This is a genomic window from Stenotrophomonas sp. 59 (assembly GCF_030291095.1).
In the GTDB taxonomy this organism is placed as follows: Bacteria; Pseudomonadota; Gammaproteobacteria; order Xanthomonadales; family Xanthomonadaceae; genus Stenotrophomonas; species Stenotrophomonas maltophilia_Q.
Genome location: NZ_CP127408.1, coordinates 4,223,472 through 4,241,403, shown reverse-complemented (window position 1 = coordinate 4,241,403; position 17,932 = coordinate 4,223,472). Strand labels below are relative to the sequence as shown.

General features: G+C 65.1%; 21 protein-coding genes. 10 read left to right on the top strand and 11 right to left on the bottom strand.

The genetic code is table 11. The annotated features are described in order from the left end of the window. The first annotated feature begins 318 nt into the window (after positions 1-318). The 5 genes from QP552_RS19480 (at position 319) to QP552_RS19460 (ending at position 4,359) form a co-directional block, all read left to right on the top strand. Positions 319-921: a DUF998 domain-containing protein gene (locus tag QP552_RS19480; protein WP_286074416.1), complete on the top strand. Its 603-nt coding sequence runs from the start codon at positions 319-321 to the stop codon at positions 919-921. A gap of 213 nt (positions 922-1,134) precedes the next feature. After that, positions 1,135-1,464: a hypothetical protein gene (locus tag QP552_RS19475; RefSeq protein ID WP_286074415.1), complete on the top strand. Its 330-nt coding sequence runs from the start codon at positions 1,135-1,137 to the stop codon at positions 1,462-1,464. Positions 1,465-1,822: 358 nt separating this feature from the next. Next, on the top strand, positions 1,823-3,034 hold the full coding sequence (locus QP552_RS19470; protein WP_286074414.1) for a hypothetical protein: 1,212 nt from the start codon (positions 1,823-1,825) through the stop codon (positions 3,032-3,034). Between the two features lie 81 nt (positions 3,035-3,115). After that, positions 3,116-3,829 (top strand): hypothetical protein, encoded by a 714-nt coding sequence (locus QP552_RS19465; RefSeq protein ID WP_286074413.1) that lies wholly within the window; start codon positions 3,116-3,118, stop codon positions 3,827-3,829. A 95-nt stretch (positions 3,830-3,924) separates the two neighbouring features. Further along, positions 3,925-4,359: a DUF4279 domain-containing protein gene (locus tag QP552_RS19460; RefSeq protein ID WP_286074412.1), complete on the top strand. Its 435-nt coding sequence runs from the start codon at positions 3,925-3,927 to the stop codon at positions 4,357-4,359. 4 nt (positions 4,360-4,363) lie between these two features. Here the strand turns inward: QP552_RS19460 and arr are convergent, their stop codons facing one another. Further along, positions 4,364-4,798, bottom strand: a complete 435-nt coding sequence (arr, locus tag QP552_RS19455; protein ID WP_286074411.1) for an NAD(+)--rifampin ADP-ribosyltransferase — start codon at positions 4,796-4,798, stop codon at positions 4,364-4,366. Positions 4,799-4,920: 122 nt separating this feature from the next. Next, on the bottom strand, positions 4,921-5,172 hold the full coding sequence (locus QP552_RS19450) for an accessory factor UbiK family protein (RefSeq protein ID WP_089237467.1): 252 nt from the start codon (positions 5,170-5,172) through the stop codon (positions 4,921-4,923). A gap of 155 nt (positions 5,173-5,327) precedes the next feature. Between QP552_RS19450 and QP552_RS19445 the strand changes: the two genes are divergently transcribed. Continuing rightward, a complete protein-coding gene (locus QP552_RS19445; RefSeq protein ID WP_005411374.1) occupies positions 5,328-5,666 on the top strand; it encodes a P-II family nitrogen regulator in 339 nt (112 codons plus the stop codon). Positions 5,667-6,151: 485 nt separating this feature from the next. On the opposite strand, the gene QP552_RS19440 is transcribed toward QP552_RS19445, so the two are convergent. Together QP552_RS19440 and QP552_RS19435 are read right to left on the bottom strand one after the other, a co-directional pair. After that, positions 6,152-6,811: an RIO1 family regulatory kinase/ATPase gene (locus QP552_RS19440; RefSeq protein WP_286074410.1), complete on the bottom strand. Its 660-nt coding sequence runs from the start codon at positions 6,809-6,811 to the stop codon at positions 6,152-6,154. A 198-nt stretch (positions 6,812-7,009) separates the two neighbouring features. Next, positions 7,010-7,960: an alpha/beta hydrolase gene (locus QP552_RS19435; RefSeq protein WP_286074409.1), complete on the bottom strand. Its 951-nt coding sequence runs from the start codon at positions 7,958-7,960 to the stop codon at positions 7,010-7,012. 224 nt (positions 7,961-8,184) lie between these two features. Between QP552_RS19435 and QP552_RS19430 the strand changes: the two genes are divergently transcribed. Further along, on the top strand, positions 8,185-9,093 hold the full coding sequence (locus QP552_RS19430) for an aspartyl/asparaginyl beta-hydroxylase domain-containing protein (RefSeq protein ID WP_111111473.1): 909 nt from the start codon (positions 8,185-8,187) through the stop codon (positions 9,091-9,093). 119 nt (positions 9,094-9,212) lie between these two features. Here QP552_RS19430 and speE read toward each other — a convergent pair whose 3' ends face one another. After that, on the bottom strand, positions 9,213-10,064 hold the full coding sequence (speE, locus tag QP552_RS19425; RefSeq protein WP_005414731.1) for a polyamine aminopropyltransferase: 852 nt from the start codon (positions 10,062-10,064) through the stop codon (positions 9,213-9,215). A gap of 190 nt (positions 10,065-10,254) precedes the next feature. On the opposite strand from speE, the gene speA reads away from it, so the two are divergent. Together speA and QP552_RS19415 are read left to right on the top strand one after the other, a co-directional pair. Then, positions 10,255-12,144 (top strand): arginine decarboxylase, encoded by a 1,890-nt coding sequence (gene speA / locus QP552_RS19420; protein ID WP_106550827.1) that lies wholly within the window; start codon positions 10,255-10,257, stop codon positions 12,142-12,144. A gap of 37 nt (positions 12,145-12,181) precedes the next feature. Then, complete coding sequence (locus tag QP552_RS19415) at positions 12,182-12,502, top strand: DUF6122 family protein (protein ID WP_005411369.1); 321 nt, start codon at positions 12,182-12,184, stop codon at positions 12,500-12,502. Positions 12,503-12,590: 88 nt separating this feature from the next. Here QP552_RS19415 and QP552_RS19410 read toward each other — a convergent pair whose 3' ends face one another. The 3 genes from QP552_RS19410 to QP552_RS19400 are packed head-to-tail and all read right to left on the bottom strand — an operon-like array spanning position 12,591 to position 14,856. Then, the gene (locus tag QP552_RS19410; RefSeq protein WP_286074407.1) at positions 12,591-13,910 is read right to left on the bottom strand and encodes a HAMP domain-containing sensor histidine kinase; all 1,320 of its coding nucleotides are present in this window, start codon (positions 13,908-13,910) and stop codon (positions 12,591-12,593) included. Continuing rightward, a complete protein-coding gene (locus QP552_RS19405) occupies positions 13,907-14,566 on the bottom strand; it encodes a response regulator transcription factor (RefSeq protein ID WP_111111472.1) in 660 nt (219 codons plus the stop codon). The genes QP552_RS19410 and QP552_RS19405 overlap by 4 nt, the downstream gene beginning before the upstream one ends. Continuing rightward, the gene (locus tag QP552_RS19400; protein WP_111111471.1) at positions 14,566-14,856 is read right to left on the bottom strand and encodes a PepSY domain-containing protein; all 291 of its coding nucleotides are present in this window, start codon (positions 14,854-14,856) and stop codon (positions 14,566-14,568) included. Before QP552_RS19400 ends, QP552_RS19405 begins: the two co-directional genes overlap by 1 nt. A gap of 150 nt (positions 14,857-15,006) precedes the next feature. Between QP552_RS19400 and QP552_RS19395 the strand changes: the two genes are divergently transcribed. Further along, positions 15,007-15,441, top strand: coding sequence for a PepSY domain-containing protein (locus tag QP552_RS19395; protein ID WP_043034271.1), 435 nt, complete (start codon positions 15,007-15,009; stop codon positions 15,439-15,441). Positions 15,442-15,525: 84 nt separating this feature from the next. Here QP552_RS19395 and QP552_RS19390 read toward each other — a convergent pair whose 3' ends face one another. The 3 genes from QP552_RS19390 to QP552_RS19380 form a co-directional block, all read right to left on the bottom strand. Next, a complete protein-coding gene (locus QP552_RS19390; RefSeq protein WP_043034272.1) occupies positions 15,526-16,008 on the bottom strand; it encodes a hypothetical protein in 483 nt (160 codons plus the stop codon). Between the two features lie 126 nt (positions 16,009-16,134). Then, positions 16,135-17,343, bottom strand: a complete 1,209-nt coding sequence (locus QP552_RS19385; RefSeq protein WP_111111470.1) for an FAD-dependent oxidoreductase — start codon at positions 17,341-17,343, stop codon at positions 16,135-16,137. A 13-nt stretch (positions 17,344-17,356) separates the two neighbouring features. Then, the gene (locus QP552_RS19380; protein ID WP_049460278.1) at positions 17,357-17,851 is read right to left on the bottom strand and encodes a lipocalin family protein; all 495 of its coding nucleotides are present in this window, start codon (positions 17,849-17,851) and stop codon (positions 17,357-17,359) included. Between the last annotated feature and the right edge of the window lie 81 nt (positions 17,852-17,932).

Here is a 17,932-nt window from a genome sequence, read left to right as displayed (position 1 = left end):
AAGAGGCGAGAGCCTTGGCGTGCTTGGCGCAGCGGCACTTCTGGAATGGAGTCTTCAAATTCTTCCGCCAGAGACGCCAAGCGCGGCAAAAGCGACAGCACTCGCCCATCGGGCATGCGTGATCGCTCATGCAACCGAACCGCTGTGACACCGGCTAGATGGTTTAAATGACTTCCTGCCTATTGAACCTACCCAGTGCCGCGCGCAATCTGACTACCGCTGTAGTCACTCAAGACCATCCTGCCCGCAGCAGCAAGGTTCTGCAGCGTTTGAACGGATTCCCCCCACTGGCTCAGGCCAATACAAGGAGCACTGTACGTGCAACGCCGCAGCCGACTGCTTCTCTGTGCGGGTCTGATCCCGCTTCCGTGGTTCCTTTTCTGGACCAGCGTTGCCGCCGTGTTCGCGCCGGGCTACAACCCGCTTGCGCAGCACGCCAGCGAACTGCTGCAAGCGCCAACGCTTGCAAGCATCTGCGGCAGGATCGCGGCTATCGGCTCCGGTGTGGGATTCGTGGCGTTTGCCATCGGGGCATGGCGGGAGTCCGGCCGCCGGATTGCCCTAGGCGCGATCTGCTGGATGATCTTTGGCATCTCCATGCTGACCAACGGGCTCTGGCCCATGGGCCATCCGATGCATGGCTTCTACACCATCGGTATCGCCAACATCATTGCACCAGCGATGTCGCACATCGAGTTGAGCGCATGGTCTGCCAACCGAAGGGCGTATGCCGTGACCGCGTTGGTGAGCATCGCGAGCATCGTCTATCTCTGGTTGAACGTGGTGGGAGCGGACCCGGACGGCTTCAGGGGGCTGACCCAGCGGCTGTTCTCGTCGATCAACTCGCTGTGGCCGTTCCTGGTTGCGCTGTATCTGGTGCGCAGGGGTTCAAGCACGCTGCGGACGCGGCCTGTGCATTGATGGGGGCGCACGACAGGAGCGGACAGGTCCAGCCGAGAACTTCTCGATTCCCGGGCCCCGGCTCAAGGTGATCTTCTCGGGGCTCATGCCGCGGTTCTCAATGTTCAGGCCGTGGGCGCTCACCACGGGTGGCAAGAGGGGAATGGTCGCGCGCGCCTTCTGCTATAAGTAGCGCAATCGCGCCCTGAGGGCCTTCGGGAGGATTGTGGACTCATGGAGTTGTACTGGCGTTTGTTCACCAATTGCACATCGCAACAGGCCGCTCTCAAGGTGGCGGCGCGAACTTTTGAACAAGCTGGTCTTGGCGTCAGCAATCTCCACGTCGAGCCATATCACAAGGGCGGCTTCATGGTGAGTACCCGCTCCAGTCATGCAGCTCAGTCGTGGCCTGAATTTGTGGTTCTTGCCCTGGCTTCGGCTCAATCCACCGGCCGCGGATGGCTCTTGAGTGGCTCAATTGCAGAAGAGCTGGATGCTTGGTCCAGCCATTCCCTGGTTTCCGGTGTTTCGTCTATCCATATCCAGGCGGAAAGGCGGGAGTGACGAATCGCTGGAGTAGATGCCTGGTTCTGGCATGGACGTGCCCCAGAGACCAAAGCCGCCAGCCGGTAATCACCTTGATGTAGTGTGGCAAGGGTCGAGCTTGAGGGTCGCGCATCGCCTATCCGGCCGGCGTGATGGAGCTCAGACTCTCGCGCTGGTATTCCGCGATAAGTAGGGCTTTTGCGATTGATGTCCGCGCCTAGCCGAAAGTGGACACTCGCGGCCCTGCCACCAGTAGTGCCTCAGTCCGTGTTCGACCTAGGGGGCCCTTCCCGATATGCGTGACTGAAATCGGAACTGTTCAGTCCTCGTATACAGCCGTAATATCGGTGCAAAACTGGCATGAAGGAAAGGTGCAATGTCACGATGGACTGATCAGTACGCTGCACACCCTTTCCACGGAACTTGGCAATCACTTGCAAGTACGGTGGCTGGCGTTGCCGTTCCTGACGGTGTGCCCTTAAATGATGCCGAGGAACTTGCTCGACTCTTGAAGTTCGTTGCCCAACTGGATTCCACGTTGGCAGCAGTCGACCCGGAATTGGGGAACTTTGAAGTGCTTGGCAGCATGCAGGCACACGCACAAGCAGCGTTGTCTGAGGTGCAGGCATTCCTCGGTAACAGGAATGTGGCCCACCTTCGGAATGCCAACGGACAGGTCGATGCTCTTGCCACCCACGTTCAGCGGTACGCTTACACAGTGCCTTCTATTGGTTCGCCCGCGGTAGTTGCTGCAGCAAATTCGCTTGGCAAGTACGTGGCCGACTGGCATCGCAGCGCTTCTTCCCAGCTCGAAGACCTGGGCAAGGTGGTTGGACAGGTCGACGCCCGTTCGGCGGAGTCGAACCTCGCCATGGATAGGCTTATCGAGCGCATGACCGCACTTGAAGCCCAGCTCCAAAATCAGATGTCTACCTTCACACAAACCTTCACCCAAGCCGAGGCGTCACGCGCAGAGCGCTACGACAAATGGCAGGAAACGCAGCATGCCAAGACCGATGAGGCATTCTCTGAGTTCGCAAAGAAGTATGCAGCAGGACTCGTCGTGCTGGCTGATTATGAAGGGCAGGCGGGCAAGGTGCTTGGGTCAGTGGTCAACACCTCACAGGCAGGCGCGTACGCTTCCTATGCAAATGAGGAGAAGGCTAGTGCCAACACCTATCGGCGGCTGGCGATCAGTCTGATGGTCGTAGCAGCTATGGTCTTGTTTTTGCCGGAGCTTTGGCATGTTGGCCAAGTGGTCGGAGGTTACAGCGTTGATTGGCAAAATGCGCTGTACCGCCTGCCCTTCTCTCTTGTCTTGTTTGCGCCAGCGGTTTATCTGGCCAAGGAATCTAGCCGGCACCGCAACAACGAGGTGCTCAACCGCCGTCGGCAGCATATTCTGACAACCATTGAGCCGTACCTTGCTTTGCTCGATCCGAAGAAAGCAGAGGAGGTCAAGACTGAGGTGGCTAGGAGTTTGTTCTCCGATGCCATGGGCGCGCCAGGGGAGAAAGACGAAGATACCGGCAACCTACTGGCACAACTGTCGAACCTCGCAAACACGATTCTCAAGCAGAAGCGCTGACCAGATCGAGTATCTAAGAGCGATTAGTTAGAATGTCGCCCCTCAGGCTACCGATGTGGTTATCAAGAAGTTGGAGGGGACGTGCCCAAGAGAAAGAATAGACGGGAGCCTGACGGCAGGATGCCGGCGGGTACGCCTGCGAATCAGAAGAAGTCGAGATGGCCAACTTGGGGGCGTTGGTTTTTTTGGGGCTCCGGCTGGATAGCTGCCGCGTTTATTGGTGTGCTCGAACTGCCAGCCAAGATCGCTTCCTTCTCTGATAACTACGCGCCGGCAAAGGAAACTACGCTCAACGCGGCGATCGGCTATCAGAAGTACGTTGGGCGTTTCTCAAGTGATCCTAACTCGTGGATGGGGCGGAACATCGTTGGCGACAGTGCTCGTCCTCCCGATGAGGGAGTTATACAGTTCGACATCGAGTACCTTGGCCACGGCGAGTATCGTGGCGAGATTCGTTCGGCATACATGGCGGAACACGCCCTTGCTCCGTGGTCGAGGGTCATGGTCGATGGGAAGGTCGGTATCACTGGGACCTTTCAAGGCGTCGTATGGGACATTGTTAACGGCAGTCGTGCTTCCTACGCGTCGTTCCGGTTGTCCCCTGAGGATACATCCATTGGAAACCTTCGACTTACGCCAGAATCTGAGAATGATATTTTTCCGGGTGAAGTTGTGCTGTGGCCGACTGATTTCGAGATGTCAGGAGGCGAGCGCGGGCAACGATTCGACGCCTTGCTTCACGAGGTGATCACCCGGCCTCCAGAGAACGAGAGCTCAGGAATGGACGAGAAGTAGATTGTACCTTTGGCGTCCTGTCGTAGCCGATAGCTGACCTAACGTCGATGAGACGCGTGTATTGAGAGAGGCCCGAGAAGAACAACTGGATCCCAATGGCCGCATTCGATCATTCCCTGGTAACCCTCCGATTCTTCGGGGATGACCTCCTGCCCGAAGAAGTCAGTGCCTTGCTCGGGGCGACCCCGATCGCATCGCATCACAAGGGCCAGGAACTCAGAGGCAGCCGATCAGGCACCGTGCGTATCGCCAGGACTGGCAGCTGGCAACTTGATGCGGAGCGTCGTGAGCCTGAAGATCTGGACGCTCAGATCTTCGAGATCCTCGATCAGCTCACCGGCGATCTCGCCGTATGGCAGTCTCTGGCACGCTTCCGGCCTGATCTGTTCTGCGGTCTTTTCATGGGCAGCAGCAACGGTGGTGTCTCGCTTTCGCCTCGCGCGCTGCTCGCCTTGGGTGAGCGCGGCATTGAGCTCGGGCTGGACATCTATGAAGCCGATGAAGAAGTGCGCAACGCCCAACGTCAGTAGGTCATCAATTGATGATCTCCCCACTCCCCGAAGCAACAAACGCCTTCAACTGCCGAACGAACTCCGCGTCGTAGAGCTCCCACTCCAAAATCTCACCAATCACCCGCAACGGCTGCGCACTCCGATACGACCGCGTCGGGTTCCCCGGAAACTTCTTGTTGGTCACGTTCGGGTCGTCTTCAAACGGCCCGGTCGGCTCCACTACATACACGCGTGGCCGCCCCTCACCTCTAGCCATCTCCGCAGCCAACCCGGCGCCCTTGGCAATGGTGGTGAAGTAGATGTGGTTCATCACCACATTGTCGCGATAGTTGGAGCGGAAGCCCGAGCTCAGCAGTTCGCCCACCGCGAGGTCAGCGCGGGTGCCGTGATAGAACGGCCCGGCGACCTGGTCGCAGGTGTCATGCGAAACGGGTGTCCATTCGGTGTCCTGTGCCATCGGCACTGCCCCTACCTGTCCTGCCGGATCGACAGGCCGGCGAGTCTAGGGCGCCGGCAGGGCCTTGCTGCAAGGCCCCATCCGGGAAATACTCTGTAGTGGGAGGCGCGATGCGCCTTTTTTCATTCTGCCTTGCTGCGGCCTTCCAGCTCGCGCACCGCTGTTTCCAGCGCATCCAGCTTCTCGCGGGTCTTCAACAACACCGCGCGCTGCACTTCGAACTCCTCGCGGGTGACAAGGTCGAGCTTTGCCAGGCCGGCCTGCAGGGCGCTCTTGAACGTGGCCTGCAGTTCCTCGCGCGATTCGCGCAGGCCCGGCGGCACCAGGTCGCTGAGGCGACGGGCGAGGTCATCGATTTGATTCAGGTCGATCATGGGGTGCTCCGTGGGGTTGGGCCCGTGCATCCGGCGCGGGCAGGCCGATCGGGCACAAGGATACTGCTGGCACCCACTGCCCGGACAGGCATTCGCGGCTTCGCACGGGCCGCGTTCAGGCGCTATCCTCCACGCCGGAAGACAGGAGATAGACGATGAAGATGGTCATGGCGGTGATCAAGCCGTTCAAGCTCGATGACGTGCGCGAAGCGCTGGCCGAGCGTGGGGTTACCGGGATCACGGTGACGGAGGTGAAGGGCTTTGGTCGCCAGAAGGGCCATACCGAGCTGTACCGTGGCGCGGAGTATGTGGTCGATTTCCTGCCGAAGGTGAAGCTGGAAGTGGCGGTGACCGATGATCAGGTGGAGGCGGTGGTCGAGGCCATCGTGAAAGCGGCCGGCACCGGCAAGATCGGCGACGGCAAGGTGTTCGTGTACGACCTGGGCAGCGTGGTGCGTATCCGCACCGGTGAGTTGGACGCGGACGCGCTGTAAGCGCGCCGGGGGCCGCGGGCACCCGAATGAGATGCCGGGACGCGACGAGGTAGAGTCGACTGTTAGTCGACTTGCGCGCGCAGCGCGGGGTTTTCCTGCTTCGGAACGAAGAGCAGTCGACTAACAGTCGACTCTACCTGGTCGGGCGCACGCAGCCCCCGAGTCATCATCCCCATCGGGCGCACGCAGCCCCCGAGTCATCATCCCCATCGGGCGCACGCAGCCCCCGAGTCATCATCCCCATCGGGTGCACGCAGCCCCCGAGGCATCATCCCCGTCGGGCGCACGCAGCCCCCGAGTCGTCATGCCCATCGGGCGCACGCAGCCCCCGAGTCATCATCCCCATCGGGCGCACGCAGCCCCCGAGGCATCATCCCCATCGGGCGCACGCAGCCCCCGAGGCATCATCCCCGTCGGGCGCACGCAGCCCCAACGAGGTTGTCCCATCCCATCGGGCGAACCATCCCGCCCGAAAGACGCGGCGTTTACCGCCGCTTCGCCCACGTGTAGAACCGCTTCCAGCCCTGCCGCACGGCCGCCACCCAGCCCGGGTCGGCCACCAGTGCGGCCTGCGTGGCACTCGGCGCTTGGCCGGTCACGCGTTGGCGGATCTTCAGCAGGTTCTTCATGTCGCTGCGGCGCATCTGCCGGCTCAGCGGGTTGCGACGCAGCCAGCGCGGGGCGCGCCAGGCCGAGGTGAAGTCCAGCAGTACCGGCACGCCGCCGCTGACTACCACGTTGGTGCCATGCAGGTCGTTGTGGGTGATGCCGGCGGCATGCAGGCGACTGAGCGCGTGCTGCAGCTGCTCGAACACGTCATTGCCCACGGCCTGTGCGCTGCTGAGCGTCTGGCCGGGAATGAATTCCATGCCCAGCGCCAAGCCACCGAGGGTGCCGAGCAGGGCCGGGGCGTGCTTCCAGCCGCCCAGGCGCTGCAGCATGCGCGCCTCGCGGCGGACCATCAGCCGCGCGACGGGCGACAGCGGGGTGCCGCGATAACGGGAGTAGTCCTTGATGACCGCCTCGCGCCCGTCCAGGCAGGTGCGGTAGACATCGGGGGCCAGGAAACGCTCGCCACGCTTGAGCAGCAGCGGCGCAGCGGCGTCATCGCCGCAGGAGGAGGGGGGAGTAGCAGGGAGGTACATGTCGGGGTCTCGGACGACCCGGTGGGCGGCGCTGAGCGTCAAGCGAACCGGTGGTGCGGGGGAAGTACTAATGTTTTGTTAATTTTAGTACTCGCCAGTTCGCTATTCCACGATTTGTCGGAGAAATGTCGGCGCCGTGGCTGGAACAGTTCGTCACGCAGAATCGGACAATTTTGTCTCACTTAGGGGATATTTCTTCTACGTCAATGGCTTGGACGTAACGTCGGTGGCGATGCGCTGGACGAATGGCAGCAGTGCGTCGCGCAACTGGTCCAGGCCGGGCTGTTCGATGGGGAAGTGGCCGCAGTTGGCCAGCAGCACGCGTTGCTTCGGTGCGGCCAGGCGTTGGAAGAAGCGGTCGCTGATGGACACCGGGGTCCAGTCGTCGCAGGCCGGATGCACCATCAGCACCGGGCAGCGCAGGAACTGCTCCGGCTCCAGTGCCGGGGCGGTGTCGAACAGCGAGGCCAGCAGGCCCAGCGGCACTCGGTTGCCGCCACCCAGCGGGTCGGCACAGACCAGCGCGGTCAATGCCGGATCGCGCGACATCCGCTGCATGTGGGTGAACCAACGCACCGGTACGCGCAGGTTTCGGGTCAGGTGGCTCAACGGGCGCAGCGACCACAGCGCGGCGCGCATCCACGGCTGGCGAACCAGGGCGGCCTGCACCACGGGGTCACGCGGGTCGGCGAGGGTGGTGGCCACAAGCCCCCGCACCCACGCTGATTCGGCGGCTACCAGGTAGGCGAGATAGCCGCCGATGCTGGCACCCAGCAGTACGATCGGACGGGGCCGATGCCGGTATTCGGCCTCGATCAGGGCCAGCAGTGCCCGCTTCCAGGCGCCGTAGTCGACCTGGTGCCAGGCCGCCGCGCTCAAGCCGTAGCCGGGCATGTCGGGCGCCAGTACTTCATGCCCGGCGGCCGCCAGCCCCGCCGCCAGTGGCGCGAACATGCGGCCGTAGCCCCCGGCACCATGCACCAGAACGACGGTCACGCCTGCGTCGGGTGGCCCGTGGCGATCCACCTGCAGCACGCCGCCGCCCCAGCCGAAGCATTCGCTGCGCGGCCTGGCGGCGGGCTGGTCCGGGAAAAAGTCCCCGTAGCGGGCGCTCAGGGCAGGGTAGGGGGCGGTGTCACGTGCAGTCATCATGGCAGTCTAGGCCTGCTGTTCAGGAACGCGACCCTGAACAAGGTGCACGGGCAACTTGACCCCGGCGCACGGCCTGCCGACCATAAGCTGTTAATTCGCGACATCGGCGGCCGCCCCTCCATGGCACGTCCCCGTCCCCTGCCGCGTTCCCCACCGGTGCTGGCCGCCTGGCCGTGCATCGCCCCCGTTTCCCGATCCGGCCGCGGCTGGAGGAAAGTGCTTTGACTATCAAGATCGTACTGGCAGTGCTGTTCGTGGCCTGCGTGCTGTACATCCACTTCCGTGGCAAGGTCCGCGCGCGCTGGTCGCGCCAGCTGCTGGACCATTCCAGTTTCATGGCCCCGATCAACGTGGTCATGTACATGTTCTCGAAGGTGCCGACCACGCCGTTCCTGGACCCGGGCAAGGAGTTCCCGCAGCTGGAACCGCTGCGCCAGAACTGGCAGATGATCCGCGACGAGGCGTTGGCGCTGCGCGATGCGCAGAAGATCGCTGCTTCCAGCAGCTTCAACGATGCGGGTTTCAACTCGTTCTTCCGCCGTGGCTGGAAGCGCTTCTACCTGAAGTGGTACGGCCCGTCGCACCCGTCGGCGAAGACGCTGTGCCCGAAGACCGTGGCGCTGATCGAATCGATTCCGGACGTGCGTGCGGCGATGTTCGCGCAGCTGCCGCCGGGCAGCGAGCTGCGCCCGCACCGCGACCCGTTCGCCGGTTCGCTGCGCCTGCACCTGGGCCTGACCACGCCCAACGACGATGGCTGCTACATCGAAGTGGACGGCATCAAGAAGAGCTGGCGCGATGGCGAGTGGATGATGTTCGACGAGACCTACATCCACCATGCGCACAACGAGACGCAGGAGGATCGCGTGATCCTGTTCTGCGACATCGCCCGCCCGCTGCGTTTCGGCCTGCCGGGCCTGTTCAACCGTGCGGTGGCGGCCACGTTGCTGGCCGGTGGTGCCTCGCCGAATCTGCCGGGTGACCCGACCGGTGGCGTCAACAAGGCGTTCGGTGGCCTGTACAAGGTGCGCCTGAAGGCCAAGGCGCTGCGCGAGCGCAGCGTGGTGGCCTACCAGGTCATCAAGTGGGGCCTGGTGGTGGCGGTGATTGCCGGTATCTGGGCGCTTTGATTCCCGGCGCTTCATGAGGTTGCCGGCCAGCGGCCGGCACTACCGGAACATGAAAAAACCCGCGCTGTCGCCAGCGCGGGTTTTTCATTGGGTGGGTGCCGACCGTTGGTCGGCACGCCTTACTTCAATGCCGCCTGCACGAACGGCGGGGTCACCAGCACGCCGGTGTGCAGCGCGGCGGTGTAGTACAGGGTGTTGAAGGTCTTGGCGGCCGAGTCGGCCTGGCGGAAGTCGAAGCTGCTGTCGCCCTTGCGCGCCATGGTCACGCTCCACCAGCCGGTGGGGTAGCACGGCTGCGGGAACGGCAGGGTCTTGAACGAGCCGAAGCCGGCCTTGCCCATCTCGGCGCGCATCTCGTTGATCAGCTCCAGCTGCATCAGCGGCGATTCGGACTGCTGCACGAGGATGCCGTCGTCCTTCAGGGCCTTGAAGCAGCTCTCGTAGAACGCCTTGTTGAACAGGCCTTCGCCGGGGCCGACCGGGTCGGTCGAATCGACGATCACCACGTCCACGCTGCCGGCCGGGCAGTTGGCCATGTAGGCCACGCCGTCGTCGAACAGCAGCTCGGCGCGGGCGTCGTCGTTGGAATCGCACAGTTCCGGGAAGTGCTTGCGCGCCATCACGGTGACCTGCTCGTCGATATCGCACTGGGTCACGCTTTCCACGCCGGTGTGCTTGAGCACTTCGCGCAGGGTGCCGCAGTCGCCGCCACCGATGATCACCACGCGCTTGGGCGCGGCGTGGGTGAACAGCACCGGGTGGCTGATCATCTCGTGGTAGAAGAAGTTGTCCTTGCTGGTCAGCATGATGGCCCCGTCGATGGTCATCAGGTTGCCCCAGTCGGTGGTCTGGAAGATCTCGATCTTCTGGAACGGCGACTGCACCTCGTCCAGCTTGCCGGTGATGCGGTAGCCGATGGCCGAGCCGGTGCGCTCGAAGTGTTCGATGTACCAGTTGTTGCTGTCAGTCATTGAAAACAGTCCTGTTCGGAGGGGTGAAGCCGGGCTGGCGGGCGGGGCCGCGTGGCACAGATGCCACATCCGGACGGATCGGCCCGTTCAGGTTGAAACCTGTCACGGGCGCGGGCGCGCATGATAACGAACCTGTGGGCATATAGGCGTTATCATGCCCCCCCTTTTATTGCCAACAAGGCCGACTGAAATGACCGATTGGTCCCTCGACCAAGCCCGCAAGACCTACTCGATCCCGCATTGGGCGGACGGTTACTTCGACGTGGATCAGGCCGGGCACATGGTGGTGAGACCGACCGGGGCGGACGGCCCGGTGGTGTCGCTGCCCAAGGTGGTCGATGCTGCGCGCGCGGCCGGTGCCAAGCTGCCGCTGCTGGTGCGCTTCCCGGACATCCTCGGCCAGCGCCTGGGCAAGCTGCAGGCGGCCTTCGCCCAGGCCCAGCAGGACTGGGAGTACAGCGGCGGCTACACCGCCGTGTACCCGATCAAGGTCAACCAGACCCGCGGCGTGGCCGGCACCCTGGCCAGCCACCACGGCGAGGGCTTCGGCCTGGAAGCGGGCAGCAAGCCCGAGCTGATGGCCGTGCTGGCGCTGTCGCGCCCGGGCGGCCTGATCGTCTGCAACGGCTACAAGGACCGCGAGTACATCCGCCTGGCCCTGATCGGCCGCAAGTTGGGCCTGCAGACCTTCATCGTCATCGAGAAGCCGTCCGAGCTGAAGCTGGTGCTGGAAGAGTCCAAGGCGCTGGACGTGAAGCCGGGCCTGGGCGTACGCATGCGCCTGGCCTCGCTGGGCGCCGGCAAGTGGCAGAACAGCGGTGGCGACAAGGCCAAGTTCGGCCTGTCCCCGCGCCAGCTGCTGGACCTCTGGAAGTCGCTGCGTGACACCGAGTACGCCGACTGCCTGAACCTGCTGCACTTCCACATGGGTTCGCAGATCTCCAACGTGCGCGACATCGCCAACGGCATGCGCGAAGCCACCCGCTACTTCGTGGAGCTGTCGCGCCTGGGCGCGAAGATCACCCACGTCGACGTGGGCGGCGGCCTGGGCGTGGACTACGAAGGCACCCGTTCGCGCAGCTTCTGCTCGATCAACTACGGCCTGCATTCCTATGCCAGCAACATCGTGCAGCCGCTGGCCAATGCCTGCGAAGAGTTCGGCCTGACCCCGCCTCGCATCGTGACCGAGTGCGGCCGCGCGATGACCGCGCACCACGCGGTGCTGATCGCCAACGTCTCGGAAGTGGAAGAGGCGCAGGAAGGCCGCGTGCCGGACCAGCACGACGACGAGCCGGCGGCGATCCGCCACCTGCGCGAAATCCACGACGAACTGGACGTGCGCCCGGCGGTGGAACTGTTCCAGGAAGCGCAGCATTTCCATGCCGAAGGCCTGGCCAGCTACGCGCTGGGCCAGATCGACCTGCCGCAGCGTGCGCGCATCGACGACCTGTTCTACGCCATCGCCCACGGTGTGCGTGCGCGCCTGAGCTACGACGAGAAGAGCCACCGCCCGGTGCTGGACGAACTGAACGAACGCCTGGTCGACAAGTACTTCGTCAACTTCAGCGTGTTCGAATCGATCCCGGACGTGTGGGCGATCGACCAGGTGTTCCCGATCGTGCCGATCGAGCGCCTGGACGAAACCCCGGACCGCCGCGGCATCATCGCCGACATGACCTGCGACTCGGACGGCATGGTGGAAACCTATGTCGAGAACGAGAGCCTGGACAGCTCGCTGCCGCTGCACCAGATGAAGCCGGGTGAGAGCTACCGCATCGGTTTCTTCATGGTCGGCGCCTACCAGGAAATCCTGGGCGACATCCACAACCTGTTCGGCGATACCGACGCGGTGGAAGTGCTGGCCGATGCCGATGGCTACGCCATCACCCAGCAGCGCCGTGGCGACACCACCGATGTGATGCTGGATTACGTGGGTTACCGCCTGGACGAGCTGCGTGCCACCTATGCGCAGCGCGTGGCCGAGGCGCAGCTGTCACCGGAACGCGCGCAGGAGCTGTCCGAAGCACTGGAAGCCGGCCTGACCGGTTACACCTACCTGTCCGACGAACCGCTGGTCTGATGGACGGCGCCGGGCCTGCCCGGCGCCACCGTTGCCGATGAGCGCACGCGCGATCTTCCACCTGTTCCTGCATGCCGCCGTGCCAGCCCTGTTGGCATGGCTGTTCTGGCGCAAGCGCTTTGCCTCGGCCTGGTTGCTGATGCTGCTGGGCTGGATCATCGATCTGGACCACCTGCTGGCCGATCCGATCTACGCGCCCAACCGCTGCAGCATCGGTTTCCACCCGCTGCATACTGCCCCGGCCATCGCGGTCTACGCGGGGCTGTGCGTGCCGAAGAAAACGCGGTTGTTCGGCATCGGTTTGATCATCCACATCGTGCTGGACGCGATTGATTGCTGGTGGATGCATCACCGTTGATGCCTGGTGCGTGTCGACCAAGGTCGACACCTACCGGGTGCACGTGAACCAGTAGCGCCGGGCCATGCCCGGCGAGCGCAGCGGTGCCTCACCCCGCCGGCAACCACACCGTCGCCCGCAACCCCGGCCGCGCATTCTCCAGCGCCACGCGCCCGCCATAACTGGCTGCGATATCGCCCACGATCGCCAGCCCCAATCCACTGCTGCCCTCGCGCTCATCCAGACGCACGCCGCGCTGGGTGACCCGTTCCAGCGCATCTGCAGCCAGCCCGGGGCCGTCATCGCGGACTTCGATGCGCAACTGGCCTTCGCTGGAGCCCGCTTCGACAGTGACCTGCTGTTGCGCCCAGCGCCCCGCGTTGTCCAACAGGTTGCCCAGCATCTCTTCCAGATCCGCACTGGCACCGGCGAACTGCAGCGCCGGATCGATGCCTTCCGCCGTGAACGCAATGCCGCGCTCGCCATGCACGCGTGCCATCAACCGGCACAGCGCCTGCGCGACAGTCGCCACGTCGGTGCGTTGGCGATGGTCGGCGGCCAGTCCGGCAGCCAGGTAACGGTCGACGCTGGCCTGCATGCGCGCACTTTGTTCGCGCACAGTGGCACGCCAATGCGCACCGTCGCCGTCGGCCTCGGTAGCCAGCACGCTCAGCGGAGTCTTCAGCGCATGCGCCAGATCCTGTGCACTGGTGCGTGCCCGCGCGACCATGCGCTGCTGGTGTTCCAGCAGTGCGTTGAGTTCTTCACCCAGGGGCGCGACCTCGGCGCCCAAACCGCGCGTTTCGATGCGCTGCGCATCACCGCGTCGCACCCGTTCCAGCTGTGCACCGAGGCGATGCAACGGGCGCAGGCCGAAGTGCACCTGGCTGGCCAGCACCGCCAGCCACGCCGCAACCAGCACACCCAGCGCAATGGCGGTGCGCTGGCGGAACGCGGCGACATCGGCATCCAGCGCGCTGCGGTCGGTGGCGACCACGGCCACGAACGGTTCGCTGGCGCGTGGCAGGCGCACCTGCTGCACGCGTGCGCGCAGCGATTGCTGCAGGGGGCCGGTCAGGTTGCGCGTGGCCGGGCCAATGGCCGTGGCGGGAAGCGTTTCATCCCACAACGAGCGTGACTGCAGCAGCACGTCGCCGTCTGCACCGGCGATCTGCCAGTACGCACCGGAGAACACACGCTGGAAGCGCGCATCGTTGGGTTCCTGGCGCAGCTGCAGCTGGTTGTCGGGGGTGACTTCCATCTGCGCGACCAGGGTCAGCATGTCCTGCTGCAGTTCGTGGTCCAGCCGATCACGCGCGCTGCGCTTGAACAGTTCGCCCAGCAGCGCACTGGCCAGCAACGAGACCAGCAGCAGGCCGACGCCACCGGCCAGCAGCAGGCGCCGCCGCAGCGAGGGCTGCCGCGTCACGGCGCCGCCAGCCGCCAACCCTGGCCGCGCACGGTCTGGATCAGTTCGGTACCGAGCTTGCGGCGCACGCGCCCCAGCAGCACATCCAGCGCGTTGGAGTCGGGATCCAGCCCGCCCTCGAACACCTGTTCGCCGAGTCGATCGCGGCCGATCACCTGGCCGCTGTGGTGGATGAAGTAACTGAGCAGGCGGAACTCCTGCGGGCTCAGCGCCAGCGGCTGCCCGTCCAGTTCGAAGCGACCGGCGTTGACGTCCAGCTGCAGTGGCCCGCAGTGCAGGCGCGGGCTGGCGTGGCCGTGGCTGCGGCGGATCAGGGCGCGCAGCCGCAGCACCAGCTCGTCGGCCTGGAACGGTTTGGTCAGGTAGTCGTCGGCACCGGCATCGAAGCCGGCCAGCTTGTCGTGCCAGCGCCCGCGCGCGGTCAGCACCAGTACCGGGAAGGTGCGGCCGTTGCCGCGCCAGCGTTCGATCACGCTCAGTCCGTCCAGGCCGGGCAGGCCAAGGTCGACGATGGCCGCCTGCAGGTCCTCGATCTGGCCGATTTCCTCGGCCTCGCGCCCGTCGGCAACCTGGTGCACCACGTAACCGGCCTGCTCAAGCAGGGGCACCAGGCGCTGTGCCAGCGCGGCATCGTCTTCGGCCAACAGGATGCGCATCAGTCGTCCAGCTCCGTCTTCAGCAGCTTTCCGCTGCGCGCATCATAGTCCAGCCCGACCACCACGCCATCGCCGCGCAGGATCTCCACTTCGTAGACGCCGTCGTCCAGCTCCACTTCCAGCAGCTGCCCCGGGTAGCGCTTGAGCGCATCGCGCACCACGCTTTCCAGCGGCACGTAACGGCCCTGCTGCACGGCACGACGCGCGACCTGCTGCGCCGGATCCTGCACGGGTGCAGCGGCGGTCGGGGCGTTGGCCAGGGCCAGCAGCAGGGGCAGGGAGGCGAGCATCGCGGGCGTGTAAGGGAAGGGGACCAGGCGTGAGTGTGCAGCGGCCGACTAACAGCGGGCTAACAGCGTCGGCTAAGGGGCTGTTAACCACCCCGTGCATCGTGGCGTTGCCGGGATGGTCCGGCCATGAACACGAACAGGAGAACCCCCATGTTGAAGTCGCTTGCCCTCGCCACCGTCGCTGCCCTGGCCATCGTACCGGCCGCTCAGGCCGCACCGCTGGGCATGGCCCAGGTTGAACAGACCCTGCGCAAGGCCGGTTACACCCAGATCCACGAGATCGAGCGTGATGACAGCCTGTGGGAAGCGGACGTGAGCCGCGCCGATGGCCGCTTCAGCGAGGTCTACGTGGACCCGAAGACCGGCGAGATCTTCGACGAGCACAACGGGCGCGCGCTGCTGACCACCGAGCAGGTGCTGGCACGGGCACAGGCACATGGCCTGCGCGAGATCCATTCGCTGGAACGCGATGGTGCCACCTGGTCGCTGGAAGCGCGCAATGCCCGCAACCAGAAGGTGGAAGTGCGCCTGAGCGGTTATGACGGCCGCATCCTGCACAGCGAGCGCGATGGCTGGCTGGATTGACGCCCAGGTAGCGCCGGGCCATGCCCGGCGAGCGCAGCGGATGCATCAAGCCGCCGGGCATGGCCCGGCGCTACACGCAGGCTTTTACCAGCCGAACGGCGGCGGGTAGTCCCAGTAGCCCGGCCCGCGGCCGTAGTAGCCACCATACGGGCCGAAGAAGCCCGGGCCCTTGCCCTCGCTCACGTGGATGTTGACGTTGACCCCGTGGGTCTTGCCCTCATCGGTGGTGTAGTTCTTGCTCAGGTTCAGCGTGGCGGCGTTGTAGTGGCTGTTGCCGCCATTCTTGGAATAGCCGATGCCGGTGGTGAAGCTGCCGGACACCTTGACCTTGTCGTCGGTGACGTCGGCGATCTTGGCGTCGTCGTGCACGCGCGGACCGCTCTTGTCACCGTAGTACGTGCCCGGCGGATCCTGTTTCAGGCTCGCATCGTTGAGGTAGCGCATCGGCGCCTGCGGCAGCGTCAGGTCCAGGCCGGCGGCCTGCGGCGCGGTGGCGCCGGCGGCAGACTGGGCCAGTACGGTTCCCGGCAGGGCCAGGCACAGCAGCAGGGTCAGGGGGCGGATCATGACGGCGCTCCAGCGGACAGGTGGCCACGCAACACGCGGCGGTACAGGCCGACGCTAGCAGGGGCTGCTTGAATGATGCCTGTCGGCACCGGATTGGGGTAGAGCCAGGCCATGCCTGGCTGCAGGTCACAACCGCCCGAACCCGAACAGCCCCGCCAGTGGATGCGTGCGCCGCTCGATCCTGGCCCGCAGCAGTTGCGCGCCGATCATCGAATAGGTGATGCCGTTGCCGCCGTAGGCCATGGCGAAGTGCACCCGTGGGCCCCATTGTTCGTGCGGGCCGAAGAACGGCAGGCCATCAGCGGTCTCGGCGAAGGTGCCGCCCCAGGAGAACGCCGGCACCGGGTTCAGCCGTGGGAACCAGCGCAGCAGCTGTTTCATCAGCTGGTCGGCCTTGCGCTGCACGCGCCGGTCGCGGCGGGCCGGGATGTCGATGGCGTCGTCCAGCCCACCCACCAGCAGGCGCCGGTCGCCGGTGGCGCGCAGGTACAGGTACGGGCGTGCGCTCTCCCAGACCATCGTGTTGCGCAGCCGGCCCAGCACGTCCGCATCGATGGGGTCGGTGATGAAGGCATAGCTGCTGCGGTTGCGGGCGACGCGTTGGCCGAGCCAGCGCTGGTTGGCATAGCCCATGGCCAGCACGACGTGGCGTGCGCGGACCGTGGCACCGGCTTCGGTACGGGCGGTCACCCCGCGCGCGGTAGCATCGAGGCTGTGCAGTACGCTGCGGTCATGCACGTGGCCGCAGCGCCGACGCACGCGCTGCAGCAGCGCATAGGTCAGCCGATACGGATCAACCCGGGCCGCCTGCCGGGTCAGCAGGGCGCCGCCGGCCTCAACGTCGAAACGTTCCCGCAGTGCCTCCGGGCCCAGCCAGCGGGCATCCAGGCCGATGCCGCGACGGGCATCGCCCTCGGCCATCAGGCGCGGCACGTCGCGATGGCGGCTGGCCAGGTACAGGCTGTCCATCCGCTGGAAATCCACGTCCTTCAGGCCGCGCGCCACGCTACCCAGCGCCGGAATGGCCTCGGCACAGGCAAGGTAGGCCCGTGCGGCGGCGTCATGGCCATAGCGCTGCGTCAGGTCCAGCAGGTGCGTGTCGATCTCGTACTGCAGCAGCGCGGTGCTGGCAGCCGTGCTGCCCCAGCCGATGTCGCGCTGCTCGATGACCGCCACTTCCTGGCCGTGGGCGGACAGTTCGTCGGCGATCAGCGCACCGGTGATGCCACCACCCACCACCAGCACATCGCAGCGCAGGTCCTTTTCCAGCGGTGGGAAGGCGAGGATCAGGCCGTTGCGCACCGCCCACCACGGGTAGCCACTCTTCAGGTCCATGGGCGTGCGCGGCTCAGGCTGTCGGGCGACCGGTGTGCGGGGTGTGGATCAGTTCGGACAGATCGAAGCCCTGCAGGCGGGCAGTCGCCAGATAATGGTCCTGCACGGTGGCGTCCAGGCGCGGCTCGCGCGCCAGCAGCCAGAGGTACTTGCGGTCCGGGCTGCCGACCAGTGCGACGCTGTAGTCCGGGGCGACCTGGATCACCCAGTAGTCGCCCTTGGCGAACGGCAGCCAGCGCAGGCCCTTGGGCAGGAAGCTGACCTCCAGCCGCGCGCTGTCGTTGTCCACGGCGCAGGCTTCGCCGCTGGCTTCCTCGACCTCGCCGTCCATGCGGCAGCGGTTGGTGACGCCGACGTTGCCGTTGTCGAGCAGGGTGTAGTGCGCCGACACGTCGGTACAGCCCTCCGGCTCGTGGCGCATCGGCAGGCGTGCGATCTCGTACCAGGTGCCCAGGTAGCGGGGCAGCTTGAGGCCGGCGACGGTCTTCAGCGGCGGGTGGTCGGTCATCGGCAGTCGTGGCAGGGGGGGGCCTACACGATGCCGATGGCCTTGCCATGGGCGGGTGAAGCCGGGGCGATGGCCGTGTCC